Genomic DNA, 16,500 nt, shown 5'->3' with positions numbered 1-16,500 from the left:
GCGGCATACGGTGGTCGGCATGGAGACCACCGCGGCACCCGACCTGCACACCCAGGCCACCACCGTGCTGCGTCGGCTCGTGGGGCGCGACGACGTCGACTTCCGCGACGGCCAGCTCGAGGCGGTCGAGGCGCTGGTCGGGCAGCGTCGCCGGGTGCTCGTCGTCCAGCGCACCGGCTGGGGCAAGTCGGCGGTCTACTTCGTGTCCACGGCGCTGCGCCGGGCCGAGGGGGCGGGACCCACCGTCATCGTGTCTCCGCTGCTGGCCCTGATGCGCGACCAGATCGCCGCGGCGGGCCGCGCGGGCATCCGTGCGGTGACGATGAACTCCGCCAACGCCGACGAGTGGGGTCAGGTCTCGGCCGCCCTCGCCGCCGACGAGGTCGACGTCCTGCTGGTCAGCCCCGAGCGACTCAACAACCCGCGGTTCCGCGACGAGCAGCTGCCCGACCTCGCGCGGCGATGCGGGCTCCTGGTCGTGGACGAGGCCCACTGCGTCTCCGACTGGGGCCACGACTTCCGCCCTGACTACCGCCGGATCCGCGACCTGCTCACCGTGCTGCCCGCCGACACCCCGGTGCTGGCGACCACCGCCACCGCCAACGCCCGCGTCGTGACCGATGTCGTGGAGCAGCTCGGGGCCGGCGGCCACGACGTGCTGACCCTGCGTGGCGGCCTGGCCCGGGAGTCGCTCCGCCTGGGCGTCATGGCCCTGACCTCGCCCGAGCAGCGGCTGGCCTGGCTGCTCGCCCACCTCGACTCCCTCCCGGGCAGCGGCATCGTCTACACCCTCACCGTGTCGGCCGCCGAGGACATCGCCGTCGCCCTGCGCGAGGCGGGCCACGAGGTGCGGGCCTACACCGGGCGCACCGACCCGGCCGACCGCGAGCGCCTCGAGGCGATGCTGCGCGACAACCACGTCAAGGCGCTGGTGGCGACGTCGGCGCTGGGCATGGGCTTCGACAAGCCCGACCTCGGGTTCGTGCTCCACCTCGGTGCTCCCTCGTCACCGGTGGCCTACTACCAGCAGGTCGGCCGTGCCGGTCGCGCCACCGAGCGTGCCGACGTGCTCCTCCTGCCGGGCCCCGAGGACAAGGACATCTGGGCCTACTTCGCCTCCGCCTCGATGCCCCGCCAGGAGCAGGCCGACGCGGTGCTGACCGCGCTGGCCGGCTCGGCGAAGGCCCTGTCGACCGCGGCCCTGGAGTCGATCGTCGACATCCGGCGCACCCGGCTCGAGCTCCTGCTCAAGGTGCTCGACGTCGATGGCGCCGTCCAGCGCGTGCCGGGCGGCTGGACCTCCACCGGGCAGCCGTGGACCTACGACGCAGACCGCTACGAGCGCGTCACCGCGGCCCGCGTGCGCGAGCAGGACCTCATGGTGACCTACGAGAAGACCACCGGTTGCCGGATGGCGTTCCTCCAGGAGTCCCTCGACGACGACTCCGCCGCCGCGTGCGGACGATGCGACTCGTGTGCCGGCGTCTGGTTTCCCATCGACGTCCCCGACGTCGCGGTCACGACCGCCCGGGGCCGGCTCGAGCGGGCCGGGGTCGAGCTGGAGTCGAGGGCGCAGTGGCCGTCGGGCATGGACCGGCTGGGGGTTCCGGTGCGCGGCAGGATCAGTCCGGACGAGGCGATGGAGACCGGCCGCGCCGTGGCCCGGCTCACCGACCTCGGGTGGGGTCAGCAGCTCCGGTCGCTCCTGCGCGCCCCCGACGCCGCGGCGCCACCGGAGCTGTTGCGCGCGTGCGTGCCGATCCTGCGCGACTGGGGTTGGGCCGAGCGCCCGGTCGCCGTCGCGATGGTGCCGTCGCGCACCCGCCCACTCCTCGTGGAGTCGCTGGGCCGGGGCATCGCCGAGATGGGGCGCATGCAGTGGCTGGGCGCCCTCGACCCCGTCGACGGCGGGCCGGTCGGCGAGGCGGGGGGCAACAGCGCCTTCCGGCTCGCCGGCGTGTGGGGCCGGCTCGAGGTCGGCGCGGGGCAGGCGTCAGGCCTGCGCGGCCTCGACGGCCCCGTCCTGCTGGTCGACGACGTCGCCAGCTCGCGGTGGACGCTCACCGTCGCTGCCGCCGCGCTGCGACGCGCGGGTGCCAGCGGGGTGCTCCCGTTCGTCCTGGCGCTCGACGCCTGAGGTCTCGGGGTGGCTCCCCACCGCCGGCGCCGGCAGCGGCACGGTGAAGATCGGCAGGAACACCTGCACGACCGGGCCGATCAACACGGCATAGAGCACGGTGCCGAACCCGACCACACCGCCGAGCAGCCACCCCACGACCAGCACGGTGAGCTCGATGCTGGTGCGCACCAGCCGGAAGCTGCGCCCCGTGCGGCGCACCAGCCCCGTCATCAGGCCGTCGCGCGGCCCCGGTCCGAACTGGCTCCCGATGTACAACGCACCCGCGAGGCCGTTGAACACGATCCCGCCCACGAGGAGCAGCATGCGTGCGGCCAAGGCGTCGGGCGGATCGAGCAGCGAGAGCGTCGCGTCGGTGGCGAGCCCGATGACGACCACGTTGGCGATGGTGCCCAGTCCCGGCCACTGGCGCAGCGGGATCCACAGCAGCAGCACGGCCACCCCGACGATGATCGTCACGGTGCCGAAGCTGACCGGCAGGTGCTGGGCGATGCCGTAGTGGAAGACGTCCCACGGGTCGAGGCCGAGCCGGGACCGGACCATCATCCCCATCGAGACCCCGTAGAGGGTCAGGCCCACGGCGAGCTGCACCAGCCGGCGGGTGGTGCGCCCGGCCCGCAGCTGCTGTCGTGGCGTGAGGGAGGCAAGGGACGTGCGAGTCATGGTGGCAAGATTGGACTTCATTGGCCTGTTCTTCCATAGCCAATCGTGAGAAAGTGGTCTGCATGTCGCCCCGAGCCATCTCCGCGTCGCGTCTGGTGCCCATGCTCGGTGCCGCCCTCGCGACCACCCCGGCCTACCGCGGGCTCGCCGACGCGGTCCGGCTGCTCGTCGCCGACGGACGGGTGCCGGTCGGCACCCGGTTGCCCAGCGAGCGCGACCTCACCGCGGCCCTCGGGGTGAGCCGCACGACCGTGACCCGCGCGTATGCCGAGCTCCGCGACCGCGGCTACCTCACCTCGCGCCAGGGGTCCGGCAGCGTGGTGGCCCTCCCGGGCGATCCCGCCGGACGCCGCCAGGCCACCTCCCTGCACCCGTCGTCGGTGCAGCTCGAGGCAGGGGTCATCGACCTCACCTGTGCTTCCATGAGCGCTCCCCCGGGCACGGTCGCGGCCTACGAACGGGCCGTGGCCGAGCTCCCGCGCTACCTCGCCGGCACGGGCTACCACCCCCTCGGCCTGATGTCGCTGCGGGAGGCCTTGGCCCAACGGTTCACCGAGCGCGGGCTGGCCACGACTCCCGACCAGGTCATGGTGACCAGCGGCGCCCTGGCCGGCCTCGCGGTGACCGCTCGCGCGCTGCTCTCCCCCGGCGACCGGGTGCTGCTCGAGAGCCCGACCTACCCCAACGCCATCGACACCCTTCGGCGGTCCGGCGCCCGCACCGTGGGGCTGCCGCTCGACCGCGACGGCTGGGACATCGGGGCGGCCGAGGCGGCGTTGCGCCAGACCGCCCCCAGGGCGGCCTACCTGATCCCCGACTTCCACAACCCCACGGGCGCCCTCATGCCCGACAGCCAGCGCGCGGAGCTCGCGGACGCCCTGGCGGGGACCCACACCGTCGGCGTCGTCGACGAGACGCTCGTCGACCTCGCCCATGACCCCGACCTCCCGATGCCACGACCGCTGGCAGCCCACCACCCCCGCACCGTGACCCTGGGCGGGGCGAGCAAGTCGTTCTGGGGCGGCCTCCGGGTCGGCTGGCTCCGGGCCCCGCGCGACCTGATGCCCGCCCTGGTCGGGGCCCGGCTGACCCTCGACCTCGGCGCACCCGTGCTGGAGCAGCTCGTGCTGGCCGACCTCCTGACCCACCGGCAGGAGATCCTCGCCGAACGTCGCGCAGCGATCGTGTCCACTCGTGACGCCGTGGTGACAGCGCTGCGAAATCGCTTGCCGCAGTGGAAGTTCCGCCTGCCCGAAGGAGGCCTCTGCCTGTGGGTGGAGCTGCCTGAGGCGCTCTCGACTCCACTCTGCGCAGCCGCCGACCAGCGCGGCCTGGTGCTCGCCCCGGGGTCGCAGTTCGCGGTGGAGGGTGGCATGGAGCGGTTCCTGCGCCTGCCGTTCACCGGCCATGCGCCAGAGGTGGTGGATGAGGCGGTCGAGCGCCTGGCCCTCGCGTGGGAGGACGCGCAGTCGGCGCGGCCGTCGAGACAGGGCGCCTCACCCCTCGTCGCGTGAGGCCGTGCGCCTGCGACTGACCACCACGCCGACCAGGCAGACCGCGCCACCGACGAGGGCGAGGGTGCTGGGCACCTCCGCCAGGAAGGCCCAGGACATCAGCACGGAGAGCACGGTCACCAGGTAACCGAGCGGGCCGAGGCGCCCCGCCGGCATACGGCGCAGTGCGTAGGCCCACGTGGTGAAGGCGACGGCCGTCGGGAACGCGCCGAGGTAGGCCGCTCCCAGCAGGGCCGACGCGGGAGCACCCTGGGCCTCGTGCACGAGGTCGGCGGCGAACGGCAGGGTCACGACCGTCCCGACCACACACCCCAGCCAGGTGGCCCGCAATGCGTCCGTGCTCCGCAGCGTGACCTTCTGCAGGAGCACCGACGAGGCGTAGAGCACCGCGGCCACGAGCGCGAACACGACGCCCGCGCCATCACGCCGACCACCCGAGTCCGAGGCCATCAGCCCGACCCCGGCGAAGGCGATGCCGCAGCCCACGAAGACCGGCCGCGAGAAGCCCTCGCGCAGGAAGACCCCACCGCCGAGGGCGATCAGGACGGGTGCCACGTTGACCAGCAGGGCCGCGGTCCCGGCGTCGACGTGCCGCTCGGCGGCGTTGAGCGCGACGTTGTACCCGGCGAACCACAGCGCGCCGTAGCCGACGACCGGCAGCGTGGCGCGCCAGCCACGGGGCAGGAGTGGCCCGGCGGCCCGGCGACGGCCCAGCAGCACGAACGGCGTCAGCACGACGGTGGCCACCCCGACCCGGGCGAGCGCCATCGGCCCCGGCGACAGGTGGGCCCCGCTGCTGCGGATGACGACGAAGGCCGACGCCCAGAGCACGATGGTGACCAGGGCGGCCAGTGCCGCCTTCGTGGTCGGGCTGGTCAGCCACCTCGCCGACGTGGGGTCGGCGGTGTCGCGCGGCTCGAGAGCTGGACTGGTCACGGCGGTGGTCACCACTCCATGGTCGAGCGAGCCGACCAGATAGCACAAGCGAAGGTTCCTTCACTTCCGTTAAGCAGAACTGTATGGTCGTCGCATGCTCGACGTCCATCGACTCCGCGTCCTGCGCACCGTCGTCGCCACCGGATCGGTCGGGGCGGCAGCCACCACGCTCGGGTACACGCCGTCGGCGGTGAGCCAGCACCTCGCCACCCTGCAGCGCGAGACCGGCCTGCTCCTCATCGAGCGCAAGGGGCGGGGCATCGAGCCGACCGCGGCCGGCCGGACCCTCGCCGACGAGGCCGGGCGGGTCCTGGCGTCGCTCAGCGGTGTGGAGGGCGTGGTCGGTGACCTGCGGGCCGGTCGGGTGGGACGCCTGTCGATCAGCTACTTCGCCTCGGCCGGGGCCGCGTGGATCCCCCCTGTCGTCGCCGCGCTGATGCAGGAGTTCCCCGAGCTGCGCCTCGACCTGAGGCTCATCGAGCTGCTCGGGGACGAGCACCCCGACCCCGACCTCGAGATCTTCGTCGGGGGCCCCGACGAGCACCTGCGAGGGGGCCGCGGCCAGTCCCGGGTGCACCACCTGCTCGACGACCCGTATGCCGTGGTCGTGCCGACCGACCATCCGCTGGCGGGCGCCGAGACGGTCTCCCTCGGCGCCCTGGCGGGCGAGCAGTGGGTGGACAACGACTTCAACCGGGGCTTCTGCCGCCAGGTGATCCTCGACGCCTGCGCGGAGGCCGGCTTCAGCCCGGACTTCCGCATCGAGACCCACGACTACCCCACGGCCATCTCCTTCGTGGCGGCCGGCGTCGGCGTGACCGTCCTGCCCGCGCTCGGGGCCACTCGCCTCCCCCACGGCGTCGTCGCGATCCCGGTGGTGGCACCCACTCCGGTGCGCCACGTCTACGTCGCCGTGAAGGCGTCCGTGGAGCACCACCCGGCTGCCCGCAGGGCCGTCGAACTGCTGCGTGAGCGGGTCACCGCTCCCGCTAGGGTCGAGGCGTGAGCGACCAGATCATCCCCGACTTCGACGCCGGCTCCGACGCTGACTTCGACCCGCTGACCGACCTCCTCGACACCCTCGACCTCGAGGAGCTGGGGACGGCCAGGATCACCGTCGAGGGTGTCGGCGACCGCGCCGACTTCGGCGAGTCGGGGGCCACCGTCTTCCTCGGCCGCAGCCAGAAGATGCCCCACGGCCGCGTCTTCGGCGGCCAGGTGCTGGCACAGTGCGTGATCGCGGCGGGCCGGACGATGCGGGACGTCGACGACGGTGACGGTCCGCGCAGCATCCACTCCCTGCACGGCTACTTCATGCGTCCCGGCGACGACACCCAACCCATCCGCTTCGCCGTCGAACGGATGCGCGACGGCAACTCGTTCTCCACGCGGCGCGTGCACGCGATCCAGGACGGCGTGCCGATCCTGTCGATGATCACGTCGTTCCAGGAGGCCTCCGGCGGTCTCGACCACCAGGACCCGATGCCCGACGTCCCCGGCCCCGACCAGCTCCGCTCGTTGGCCGACGAGTTCGGCGGCATCGACCACCCGGGTGCCCGGCACCTGCTCAAGCGACCGATCGAGCACCGTCACGTCGAGAACAGCCTCTTCGTCGCGCCGGGTCCCGAGCTGACCGCGCGCCAGAGCGTGTGGATGAGGGCCCTGGGTCGGTTGCCCGACGACCCGCTGATCCACGCCGCCGTGCTGGCCTACGCCTCCGACTACACCCTCCTCGAGCCGGTCATCCGCAGGCACGGGCTGACCTGGACCGACCCTCGGCTGCGTCCGGCCAGCCTCGACCACGCCATGTGGTTCCACCGTCCGGTGCAGGCCGACGAGTGGGTCCTCTACAGCCAGGAGTCGCCCTCGGCCTCCGGCGGACGCGGGCTCGGGATCGGTCGCATGTTCGCGGCCGACGGCACCCTCGTCGCGACCGTCGCCCAGGAGGGCATGGTCCGCGTCAAGGAGTCCTGATCGTGGCCGCCGGCCCCGTGGCCCGCGATCCGGGGCGATGGGTCGTCGACGACCTGCGGGTCGAGGACCACCAGGCCTGGTCGCACCTCCACCGCGGCTACCTCGACTTCTACGAGTCCACCCGCCCCGACGAGGTGAGTGCCGTCGTCTGGGGCTGGCTGACCGACCCTGCCCACGAGCTCGAGTGCCTGGTCGTCCGGGCGGCTCCCGGCTCGGAACCGGTGGGTTTCGCTCACCTGCGGCCCTTCGTCCGACCCCTCCAAGGGTCGGTGGCCGGGTTCCTCGACGACCTCTTCGTGGCGCCGGAGCAGCGCGGCACCGGTGCCGTCGATGCGCTCCTGGCCGGGGTCCGGCGACGGGCCCTCGACCGCGGCTGGAGCACCGTCCGCTGGATCACCCGAGCCTCCAACAGCCGCGCGCGGTCCACCTACGACCGGCTCGCGGTGCAGACCGACCTGGTGACCTACGACCTCGCGGTCGAGTGACCCATCCGCACGACCGCAGCGGTGAACGGCGGCAGGTGCACGCCGTGTCCACGCAGGCGGGTCTGCTCGGGCTCCCACGCGAGCACGACGCTCTCGGGTTCGCCGTCCAGGGGGACGGTCCAGCGCGACTGGGCGAGGTTCGCGACCACGCGGTGGGCGCCACGGCGCATGACGAACCACCCGTCACCCTCGTCGAAGTCGACCGCCACTGACTCGAGACTGCCGTTGCCGAGGTCGAACGTGCTGCGGCGCAACGCGATCAGGGCTCGGTACCACGAGAACATGCGGGCGTGCGGCCCCTCGTGGAGCTCGGCCCAGTCGAGCTGGGAGCGCCGGTAGGTCTGCTCGTCCTGCGGGTCGGGGACGTCCTCGGCGGCCCAGCCGTGCGCCTCGAACTCGCGCCGGCGACCCTCGGTGACGGCCTGCATCATGGCGGGCTCGTCGAAGTCGGTGAAGAACTGGAACGGGGTCGTGGCCGCCCACTCCTCCCCCATGAACACCATCGGGGTGAAGGGGCCGGTGAGGTACAGCGCTGCGCCGATGGCCTGGCGCCCCGGGGTCACGATCGCCGAGATGCGGTCGCCCCCGGCGCGGTTGCCCACCTGGTCGTGGGTCTGGAGGTAGGCGAGGAACCGCCGGCCGTCGACCGTGTGACGGTCCACGGGGGCACCCCAGTTCGACCCACGGAAGCTCGACCAGGTCCCGTCGTGGAGGAAGACGCCGGTCAGGGTCTTCGCCAGCACGGCCAGCGGGCCACCTTCGGGCATCGCCGGGCAGTGCCCGGCGAAGTCGCCGTAGTAGCCCTGCGTCTCGCCCGTCAGCGTCACGTGCAGCGCGTGGTGAATGTCGTCGTCCCACTGCGCGTCCATGCCCTGCCCGCCTTCGGCCGTGGGCAGGACCGTGCGGGAGTCGTTGAGGTCGCTCTCGGCGATGAGGTCGAGGGGGCGGCCGAGGCGCGCGCTCAGCTCGGCCACCTCGTCGGACAGCTGGGCGAGCAGGTGCCGGTGGGAGTTGTCCTTGAGCTCATGGACGGCGTCGAGCCGCAGGGCGTCGACGTGGAAGTCCGCGAACCACCGCAGCGCGTTGTCGACGATCCAGCGCCGCACGTGGAGGCTGTCGGGCCCGTCGAGGTTGAACCCGCGGCCCCACGGCGTGGTGTGCGAGTCGGTGAAGTATGGCCCGAACCTGGTCAGGTAGTTGCCCACCGGGCCGAGGTGGTTGTAGACGACGTCCAGGCACACTCCGAGACCGAGGGCGTGGCAGGCGTCGACGAAGCGCTGCAGGGCCGCCGGACCGTCGTACTCGTCGTCGACGGCCCACGGACCCACGCCGTCGTACCCCCAGTTCCACCGTCCCGGCCACGAGGCCACCGGCATCAGCTCGACGACGTCGACCCCGAGGTCGACCAGGTGGTGCAACCGGCGCTGCGCGGCGTCGAGGGTGCCCTCAGGGGTGAACGTACCCACGTGCAGCTCGTAGACGACCGCACCCAGGACACCGTCACCGTGCTGCGGTCCGGCCCAGGTGGCGTCGCGCCACCGGTGCCGGCTCGTGTCGAACCACCGGCTCTCGCCGTGCACGCCGTGCGGCTGCCACGCGGAGCGCGGGTCGGGGGTGACGTCGCCGCCGTCGATGCGGAAGCCATAGTCGAGACACGGGTATGCCGCCGTGCCCGACGGAGCAGCGGGGGCCTCCCACCGCCACCACCCGTCGCCCTTGCGCTCCATCGCCGACCGCTGGGCCGGGCCGTCGTCGAGCGACCACTCGATCTCCACCTCCTGGGCCGCGGGCGCCCACACGGTCAGCTCGGGCCCGGGAAGGAGCGCCCGGGCTGCCGGCTCCGTCGCGGGCAGGGACGTCATCTGTGGGGTGGTCATCGTGGCTCTGTCGTCGGGTACGGCGGCTCTGTCGTCATTTGCGCTCTAGGCTGCCATGCCGCACGAGCAGGGCAACCGGAAGGTCCTCGAGCACCTCGGCGAGGAGGACGCCGTCAGCCCCGGCAGTGGCCTCTCGGCCGGTGAGCAGGTCAACCCACGAGCCCTCGGGCAGGTCGAGGCGCGCAGGGCCCCAACCACCGTCGGCACGCAGTCGCTCGCCCAGGCGAGTCACCACCGCCACCACCTGGATGCCGCTCGTGTCGCCCCGACCCACAGCCAGTGCGTGCGCGCTCGAGCTGGGGACGGCGGCATACGTGGCCTGCTCGCCGGTGAACCACCCGGGGTGGTCGCGGCGCAGCCGGAGGGTCCGTGACGTGATGAGCAGCTTCTCGTCGTCGAGGTCGCGGGCAGGCGCTCCCGAGTCGAGGTGTGCGAGCCGCGCACGGCGGCTGGCGTAGTCGACGGGGCGACGGTTGTCGGGGTCGACGAGGGACAGGTCGACGAGCTCGGTGCCCTGGTAGACGTCCGGCACACCGGGCAGCACGAGCTGGAGCTGCTTCTGGCCGAGGAGTGTCTCGCGGGTGGCCGCCGCGGTCCGCCCGACCCACGAGTCCACCTGCGCGACGAGAGCGGGCTCGGTGGTCAGGGCCTGCACGAAGGCGGCCACGTCGGACTCATAGCCGGCGTCAGGGTCGGTCCAGGTGGTGTGCTGCTTCGCCTCGCGAACCGCCTTGGTGGCGTAGGCCTGCAGCCGGTCGGTGTCGATCGGCCAGGCGCCGACGGCGGTCTGGAGGAGGAGGTACTCGGTGGCGGGGTCGAGCCGGCCACCGCGGTGCGGAGCCGCGAGCGCTCGGGTCGACCGCACCCACGCCGCCCACTCCCCCGGCAGCTCGGCGACCACCGAGAGCCGGGCGCGCACGTCCTCGGACCGCTTGGTGTCGTGGGTGGACAGCGTCGTCATCGTGGTCGGCCAGGTCGCGAGCTGACGGGCGGCGAAGTGGTGCAGCTCCTCGGGGTCGAGCCCCAGGTGTGCCGGGTCCCCGCCGACCTCGTTGAGACCGGTCAGCCGGGCGTAGCGGTAGAAGGCGGTGTCCTCGATGCCCTTGGCCATCACGGGTCCACAGGTCTGCTGGAACCGCACCATGAACTCGCGATGGGCAACCTCGGCCGCCTCGTCGAGCTCGTCGAGAGGAGTGCCCTCTGCCAACAGGGCGACGATCCCGACGCCGTCCTGGTCAGCGTCCGAGACGTGCGCTGCTGCCCGGGCCTCGGCGTGGGCGAGCACCTGCAGCTGGTCGTGGTCCTCGGGCTGGCCGGGGACGAGGTAGGCGCGGTAGCGGTCCATCGCCACGAGGAGAGCGCTCAGCCCACGGCGCAGGGAGGCCTGGTCCTCGTCGGGCACGATCCTGGCCAGCAGCCGCATGAGGCGGTTGACCTCGGCTTCCTGGACCTGCGCGACGACCTGCTCCTTGGCGGTCTGCACCAGCTCGTCGAGCTGCTGTTCGGCACCCACGAGCTCGGTCAGCAGGTCGGTCAGCGGTTGCTCGGCCGCGGGGTCGACGAAGACCTGTTGCACGCGCAGGAGCGTGTCGTAGCCCGTCGTGCCCGCGCAGCGCCAGTCGTCGGGCAGCTGTTCGTGGCCCTCGAGGATCTTCTCGGCCACCACCCAGGCGTCCCCCGTGGCGTCGGCGAGCCGAGCCAGGTAGCCACCGGGGTCGGCGAGCCCGTCGGGGTGGTCGATCCGGAAGCCGTCGATGGTGCCCGCTGCGAACTCCTCGAGCAGGAGCCGGTGGGTGTGGTGGAAGACATCGGGGTCCTCGACCCGGACGGCGGCCAGGGTCGTCACATCGAAGAACCGCCGGTAGTTGAGCCAGCTCGCGCCCGCACGCCAGTCGCAGAGCCGGTAGTGCTGCGCCGCGACGAGGTCGGCCAGGCCGAGGGACTCGGTGCCGGCTCGCACGGGGAACACGTGGTCGAAGTAGCGCAGCACGGTCTCGTCGCCGTGGGGTCCACCGCCGCCCTCCACCGACAGCTCCCCGGCGTCCAGAGCGGCCTCCAGCGACTGGCCCAGCACCGGGACCAGCACGCGTCCGTCCTCGGCGTCCCAGTCGACGTCGAACCAGTGCGCGTGGTCGGAGTCGCGGCCGTCACGGAGCAGGGACCACCACGGGTGGTTGAGTGAGGCCGGAGTCGGCGTCGTCATGTGGTTGGGCACCACGTCGACGACGGCCCCCAGCCCAGCCGCCCGCAGGGCTCCCGACAGCAGGTCGAAACCCTCGGCGCCCCCCGCCTCCTCGTTGAGGAACTCGTGGCTCACCACGTCGTAACCGTGCACCGAGCCCGGCGCCGGGGCCAGGATCGGCGACAGGTAGGCGTGCGAAACCCCTAGTGCAGCAAGGTAATCCGCTTGCTGGGCTGCGTCGGCGAACGTGAAGGCGGGCTGGATCTGCAGCCGGTACGTCGCGGTCGGGACCACGCGCCCGGCGGCCGGCCGGTGCGGCGCTGTGCCCCGCGGCATACCGGCCTGACCCGGGCCCGTGGACGAGCTCATCGCCGGGCGGCAGCGGCTCCCGCGGGCGATCCCGAGGGAAGCGCGCGCGGACAGCGGAGCACCACGACGCTGCGGCCGTGGGCCTTGACCTTGGCGTCGGGCTTGTACTCCTTCGCCTCGACCTCCTGGGCGGAGGTGTCGAGCTCGGTGACCCACCGCTCGCCGTACTCGATGCCCGGGAGGACGAACGGCAGGGCGTCGTGGTGGCCGTTGAAGATGACGAGGAAGTGGTCGTCGAGCGTCTGCTGGCCACGGGTGTCTGGCTCCGGGATGGTCTGGCCGTTGAGGAAGACCATCATCGACCGCGCGTAGCCGTTGGCCCAGGACTCCTCGCCCATGTGGTTGCCACCGGGCTCGAACCACGCGATGTCACCCACGGCGCTCTCGCCACCGTGGTCAGCCGACCCGGCGAAGAACCGGCGGCGCCGGAAGACCGGGTGGTCACGACGCAGCTCGACGAGCCGCTGGGTGAACGAGATGAGGTCGAGCTGGTCCTGGTCGAGGTCCCAGTCGATCCACGAGATCTCGTTGTCCTGGCAGTAGCCGTTGTTGTTGCCCCCCTGGCTGCGCCCGAGCTCGTCGCCGTGCAGCAGCATCGGCACCCCTTGGGAGAGCAGGAGCGTCGCCAGCATGTTGCGCTGCTGGCGCAGTCGCAGGGCATTGACCCGCTTGTCCTTCGACGGACCCTCGACGCCACAGTTCCACGAACGGTTGTGGCTCTCGCCGTCCTTGCCGTCCTCACCGTTGGCGTCGTTGTGCTTCTCGTTGTAGGACACCAGGTCTCGCAACGTGAAGCCGTCGTGGGCGGTCACGAAGTTGATCGAGGCGATCGGCTTGCGACCGCTGTGCTCGTAGAGGTCGCTCGACCCGGTGATGCGGGACGCGAACTCGCCGAGGGTCGCGCTCTCGCCACGCCAGAAGTCGCGGACCGTGTCGCGGTACTTGCCGTTCCACTCGGTCCACAGCGGCGGGAAGTTGCCGACCTGGTAGCCACCGTCGCCGACGTCCCAGGGCTCCGCGATGAGCTTGACCTGGCTCACCACCGGGTCCTGCTGGACGAGGTCGAAGAAGGCCGAGAGCTTGTCGACCTCGTGGAACTGGCGGGCCAGCGTCGCTGCGAGGTCGAAACGGAAGCCGTCGACGTGCATCTCGGTCACCCAGTAGCGCAGCGAGTCCATGATCAGCTGCAGCACGTGCGGGTGACGCATGAGCAGGCTGTTCCCGGTGCCGGTCGTGTCGTAGTAGTGCGCCTTGTCGTCGTCGACGAGCCGGTAGTAGGCCGCGTTGTCGATCCCGCGGAAGCAGATGGTGGGCCCGAGCTGGTTGCCCTCGGCGGTGTGGTTGTAGACCACGTCGAGGATGACCTCGATGCCCGCCTCGTGGAGCGCCTTGACCATGCCCTTGAACTCGGCCACCTGCTCGCCGCGCGTGCCGTATGCCGCGTAGCCGTTGTGCGGGGCGAGGAACCCGATCGTGTTGTAGCCCCAGTAGTTCGACAGACCCTTGTCGCGCAGGGTGAAGTCGTTGACGAACTGGTGCACCGGCATCAGCTCGATCGCGGTGATGCCGAGCCCCTTGAGGTGCTCGATGATCACCGGGTGGGCGATGCCGGCGTAGGTGCCGCGGATGTCCTCGGGGATGTCGGGATGGGTCTCGGTGAGGCCCTTGACGTGGGCTTCGTAGATGACGCTGTTGTGGTACTCGTGCCGCGGGAGGCGGTCCTGGCCCCAGTCGAAGAACGGGTTGATGACGACGGAGAGCATCGTGTGGCCGAGGCTGTCCTCGACGTTGGCCCTGGCCGGGTCCTCACTGGGTGAGTTGAAGTCGTACGAGAACAGGGACTGGTCGCCGTCGGGCTGGCCGTCGATCGCCTTGGCGTACGGGTCGAGCAGGAGCTTGTGGGGGTTGCACCGGTGACCCTCGGCGGGGTTGTAGGGCCCGTGCACGCGGTAGCCGTACCGCTGGCCGGGCTGCACGCCGGGCAGGTAGGCGTGCCACACGAAGCCGTCGACCTCGGGCAGCTCGACGCGGGTCTCGGCGCCCTCGTCGTCGATGAGGCAGAGCTCGACCTTCTGCGCCACCTCGGAGAAGAGCGCGAAGTTCACCCCGGTGCCGTCGTACGTGGCGCCGAGGGGGTAGGACTTGCCGGGCCAGATTTCCATGTACTGCCTTCGTCGTAGGGGTCCGGGCCGGGCGGAGCAGCGGCGCGGTGAGGACATCAGCGGCCCCGAGCGGCTCTCATTGTGCCTGACCGGCCCGCTCTGTCACGCCAGACGCCCGGCCACCGCACTAAGCGGGCGCTTAGTACACTCTCCGCAGACCGTCTCCCCCCAGCAGTCCTCCAGAAGTCCTCCAGCAGTCCCCCAGAGCCACCCCTCGCCACTCAGAGCCACTCAGAGCCACCTCTCACCACCTAGAGCAACCCAGAGCCACCAGAGCCACCCAGAGCCACCAGAGCCACCCAGGAGCCCTCATGAGCACCCAGCGCGTCGCCGTCGTCACCGGAGCAGCCCGAGGCATCGGAGCCGCCACCGCGCTGCGCCTCGCCCGCGACGGGAACGCCGTGGCCGTCCTGGACCTCGACGAGGCGTCCTGCGCCGGCACGGTGGACGCGATCGCCTCCGCCGGGGGCCGCGCGCTCGCCGTGGGCGTGGACGTGAGCAAGGCCGACCAGGTCGAGGCCGCCGTCGCCCGCGTCGCCGACGAGCTCGGAGCACCCACGATCCTCGTCAACAACGCCGGCATCATCCGCGACAACCTGCTCTTCAAGATGACCGAGGAGGACTGGGACGCGGTCATCGGCGTCCACCTGCGCGGGGCGTTCCTCATGACCCGCGCAGTCCAGGCGCACATGTCGGCCGAGAAGTACGGGCGGATCGTGAACCTCTCCTCGTCCTCGGCCCAGGGCAACCGTGGCCAGGCCAACTACTCGGCCGCCAAGGCCGGGCTCCAGGGGTTCACCAAGACCCTCGCCATCGAGCTGGGCCGCTTCGGCGTGACCGCCAACGCCGTCGCGCCGGGGTTCATCCAGACCGACATGACGGCGGCGACGGCCGAGCGCATCGGGGTGTCCTTCGAGGACTTCATCAAGCACTCGGCCGCGCAGATCCCGGTGCAGCGGGTCGGCCAGCCCGAGGACATCGCGGCGACGATCTCGTTCCTGTGCTCCGAGGAGGCGGGGTTCGTGTCCGGCCAGGTCATCTACGTGGCCGGTGGCCCGCTCGACTGAGCGATGCCCCGACTCGTCCGATCTGCCCCTCGGGTCAATGCCGGCTTGTCTAGACTCCCGGGGTGCCTCAGCCCCACAGCCTGACCGTCGACGCCACCATGCGGCGCCGCATGGTCACCGACCTGTGGCGCCACAACCTGCAGACGCTCCGCGGCCCCGAGATCTTCAGGTACGTCGGAGCCGGTGCCGTCGTCCTGCTGCTCTGGCACCACCTGATCGGCGCCGTGCTCGTCACGGGGGCGCTCCTCCTCGGCCGGGTCGCGTGGTGGTGGATCAGGCTCACGAGGAACCTGTCCCGGCGGCTCCCCACCGGACAGGTCATCCACGTCGGGCACACCCCCGCCGGCGACCTCGTCATCCGTGACACCGACGAGGTCTGGCTCCCCCGCGGTTCGGCCACGTCGGTGCAGCGCATCGGCAGCGTGACGATGGTGCACGGGCGAGCCGTCGGCGCCATCGTCCCGACCGCCCTGCTCACCGACGATGACGCCGCCTTCCTCGAGGGCCATGGGGCCGCGCCGCCGGAGCAGCCCGCGACGGACGAACCCCTGGACCTGCCGCTGTCGGTGGCCCTCACCGAGCGGATGCAGGACGACCTGGTGGAGGCCCGACGGCGGTCCTACCTGCGCTCGGGCGAGCTCGGCATCGTGGTCGCCCTGCCGATCCTCCTCTTCGCCACGACGGTCTTCCTCGCCAGACCGGTCACGACTCTCGCGGTGACGGCGGCCTGCTGTGTACCGGTCGCGTTCGCGCTCAACGCCATGCAGCGCTCGGGTGCAGCCCTGCGGCGCGCCTACCCCGTCGGGCACGCCCTGCGGGCCCGCGCCGACGAGGACGGCCTCGTCCTGACGATGGTCCACGGCGCCCTGAGGGTGCACTGGTCCGAGTACGAGGCGCACCGGCTGCGGGCGCGCACCGTCGAGCTCCGCACCCGCAAGGGTCGCCCCCTGGGCAACCTGACCCTCCCGCTCCAGCTCTTCTCCCCGGCGGCCCTGCAGCTCCTGCGCACGGCCGTGCCGAAGTCCTTCTGAGCGGCACCCGCGGCGCCCCTTGACAGCCGCCCTTCCCCGGGTTGATAGTTTCCGCATCAGTTAATAAACCGATTGGTTAAGGACTGTGGACCACGACCCGCTG

At 71.8% G+C, this 16,500-nt stretch carries 11 protein-coding genes and 1 pseudogene; 7 read left to right on the top strand and 5 right to left on the bottom strand.

Going from position 1 to position 16,500, the window contains the following annotated elements:
- Positions 1-19: 19 nt before the first annotated feature.
- Entirely contained in the window at positions 20-2,137 is a 2,118-nt protein-coding gene (locus AC1DX8_RS20305) for a RecQ family ATP-dependent DNA helicase (protein ID WP_477631766.1), read from the top strand.
- Between the two features lie 63 nt (positions 2,138-2,200).
- On the opposite strand, the pseudogene yczE reads toward AC1DX8_RS20305, so the two are convergent.
- Positions 2,201-2,800 (bottom strand): annotated as a pseudogene (gene yczE, locus AC1DX8_RS20300) (membrane protein YczE); the annotation flags it as partial.
- 62 nt (positions 2,801-2,862) lie between these two features.
- Here yczE and yczR point away from each other — a divergent pair.
- Positions 2,863-4,314 carry a MocR-like transcription factor YczR gene (gene yczR / locus AC1DX8_RS20295; RefSeq protein ID WP_477631765.1) on the top strand — a complete coding sequence of 484 codons (1,452 nt, stop codon included), beginning with the start codon at positions 2,863-2,865 and terminating at the stop codon, positions 4,312-4,314.
- Here the strand turns inward: yczR and AC1DX8_RS20290 are convergent.
- Positions 4,297-5,262, bottom strand: coding sequence for a DMT family transporter (locus tag AC1DX8_RS20290; RefSeq protein ID WP_477631764.1), 966 nt, complete (start codon positions 5,260-5,262; stop codon positions 4,297-4,299). The genes yczR and AC1DX8_RS20290 overlap by 18 nt on opposite strands.
- A gap of 82 nt (positions 5,263-5,344) precedes the next feature.
- Between AC1DX8_RS20290 and AC1DX8_RS20285 the strand changes: the two genes are divergently transcribed.
- The 3 genes from AC1DX8_RS20285 to AC1DX8_RS20275 are packed head-to-tail and all read left to right on the top strand — an operon-like array spanning position 5,345 to position 7,709.
- Positions 5,345-6,256, top strand: a complete 912-nt coding sequence (locus AC1DX8_RS20285; RefSeq protein ID WP_477631763.1) for a LysR family transcriptional regulator — start codon at positions 5,345-5,347, stop codon at positions 6,254-6,256.
- Positions 6,253-7,224, top strand: a complete 972-nt coding sequence (locus tag AC1DX8_RS20280) for an acyl-CoA thioesterase (protein WP_477631762.1) — start codon at positions 6,253-6,255, stop codon at positions 7,222-7,224. Before AC1DX8_RS20285 ends, AC1DX8_RS20280 begins: the two co-directional genes overlap by 4 nt.
- Positions 7,225-7,226: 2 nt before the next feature.
- Entirely contained in the window at positions 7,227-7,709 is a 483-nt protein-coding gene (locus tag AC1DX8_RS20275; protein WP_477631761.1) for an N-acetyltransferase family protein, read from the top strand.
- Here the strand turns inward: AC1DX8_RS20275 and treZ are convergent.
- The 3 genes from treZ to glgX are packed head-to-tail and all read right to left on the bottom strand — an operon-like array spanning position 7,688 to position 14,299.
- On the bottom strand, positions 7,688-9,586 hold the full coding sequence (gene treZ, locus AC1DX8_RS20270; protein WP_477631760.1) for a malto-oligosyltrehalose trehalohydrolase: 1,899 nt from the start codon (positions 9,584-9,586) through the stop codon (positions 7,688-7,690). The two genes, AC1DX8_RS20275 and treZ, sit on opposite strands and share 22 nt — an antisense overlap.
- Before the next feature lie 34 nt (positions 9,587-9,620).
- Positions 9,621-12,137: a malto-oligosyltrehalose synthase gene (treY, locus tag AC1DX8_RS20265; protein ID WP_477631759.1), complete on the bottom strand. Its 2,517-nt coding sequence runs from the start codon at positions 12,135-12,137 to the stop codon at positions 9,621-9,623.
- Entirely contained in the window at positions 12,134-14,299 is a 2,166-nt protein-coding gene (gene glgX, locus AC1DX8_RS20260; protein WP_477631758.1) for a glycogen debranching protein GlgX, read from the bottom strand. The genes treY and glgX overlap by 4 nt, the downstream gene beginning before the upstream one ends.
- 311 nt (positions 14,300-14,610) lie before the next feature.
- On the opposite strand from glgX, the gene fabG reads away from it, so the two are divergent.
- Positions 14,611-15,366, top strand: coding sequence for a 3-oxoacyl-ACP reductase FabG (gene fabG / locus AC1DX8_RS20255; RefSeq protein ID WP_477631757.1), 756 nt, complete (start codon positions 14,611-14,613; stop codon positions 15,364-15,366).
- A gap of 62 nt (positions 15,367-15,428) precedes the next feature.
- A complete protein-coding gene (locus tag AC1DX8_RS20250) occupies positions 15,429-16,397 on the top strand; it encodes a hypothetical protein (protein ID WP_477631756.1) in 969 nt (322 codons plus the stop codon).
- Positions 16,398-16,500: the final 103 nt, after the last annotated feature.

It is taken from the genome of Pedococcus sp. P2_A3 (assembly GCF_056405035.1).
Note: the sequence above shows the minus strand (reverse complement) of the source record. Positions and strands in the feature narration are given on the sequence as shown.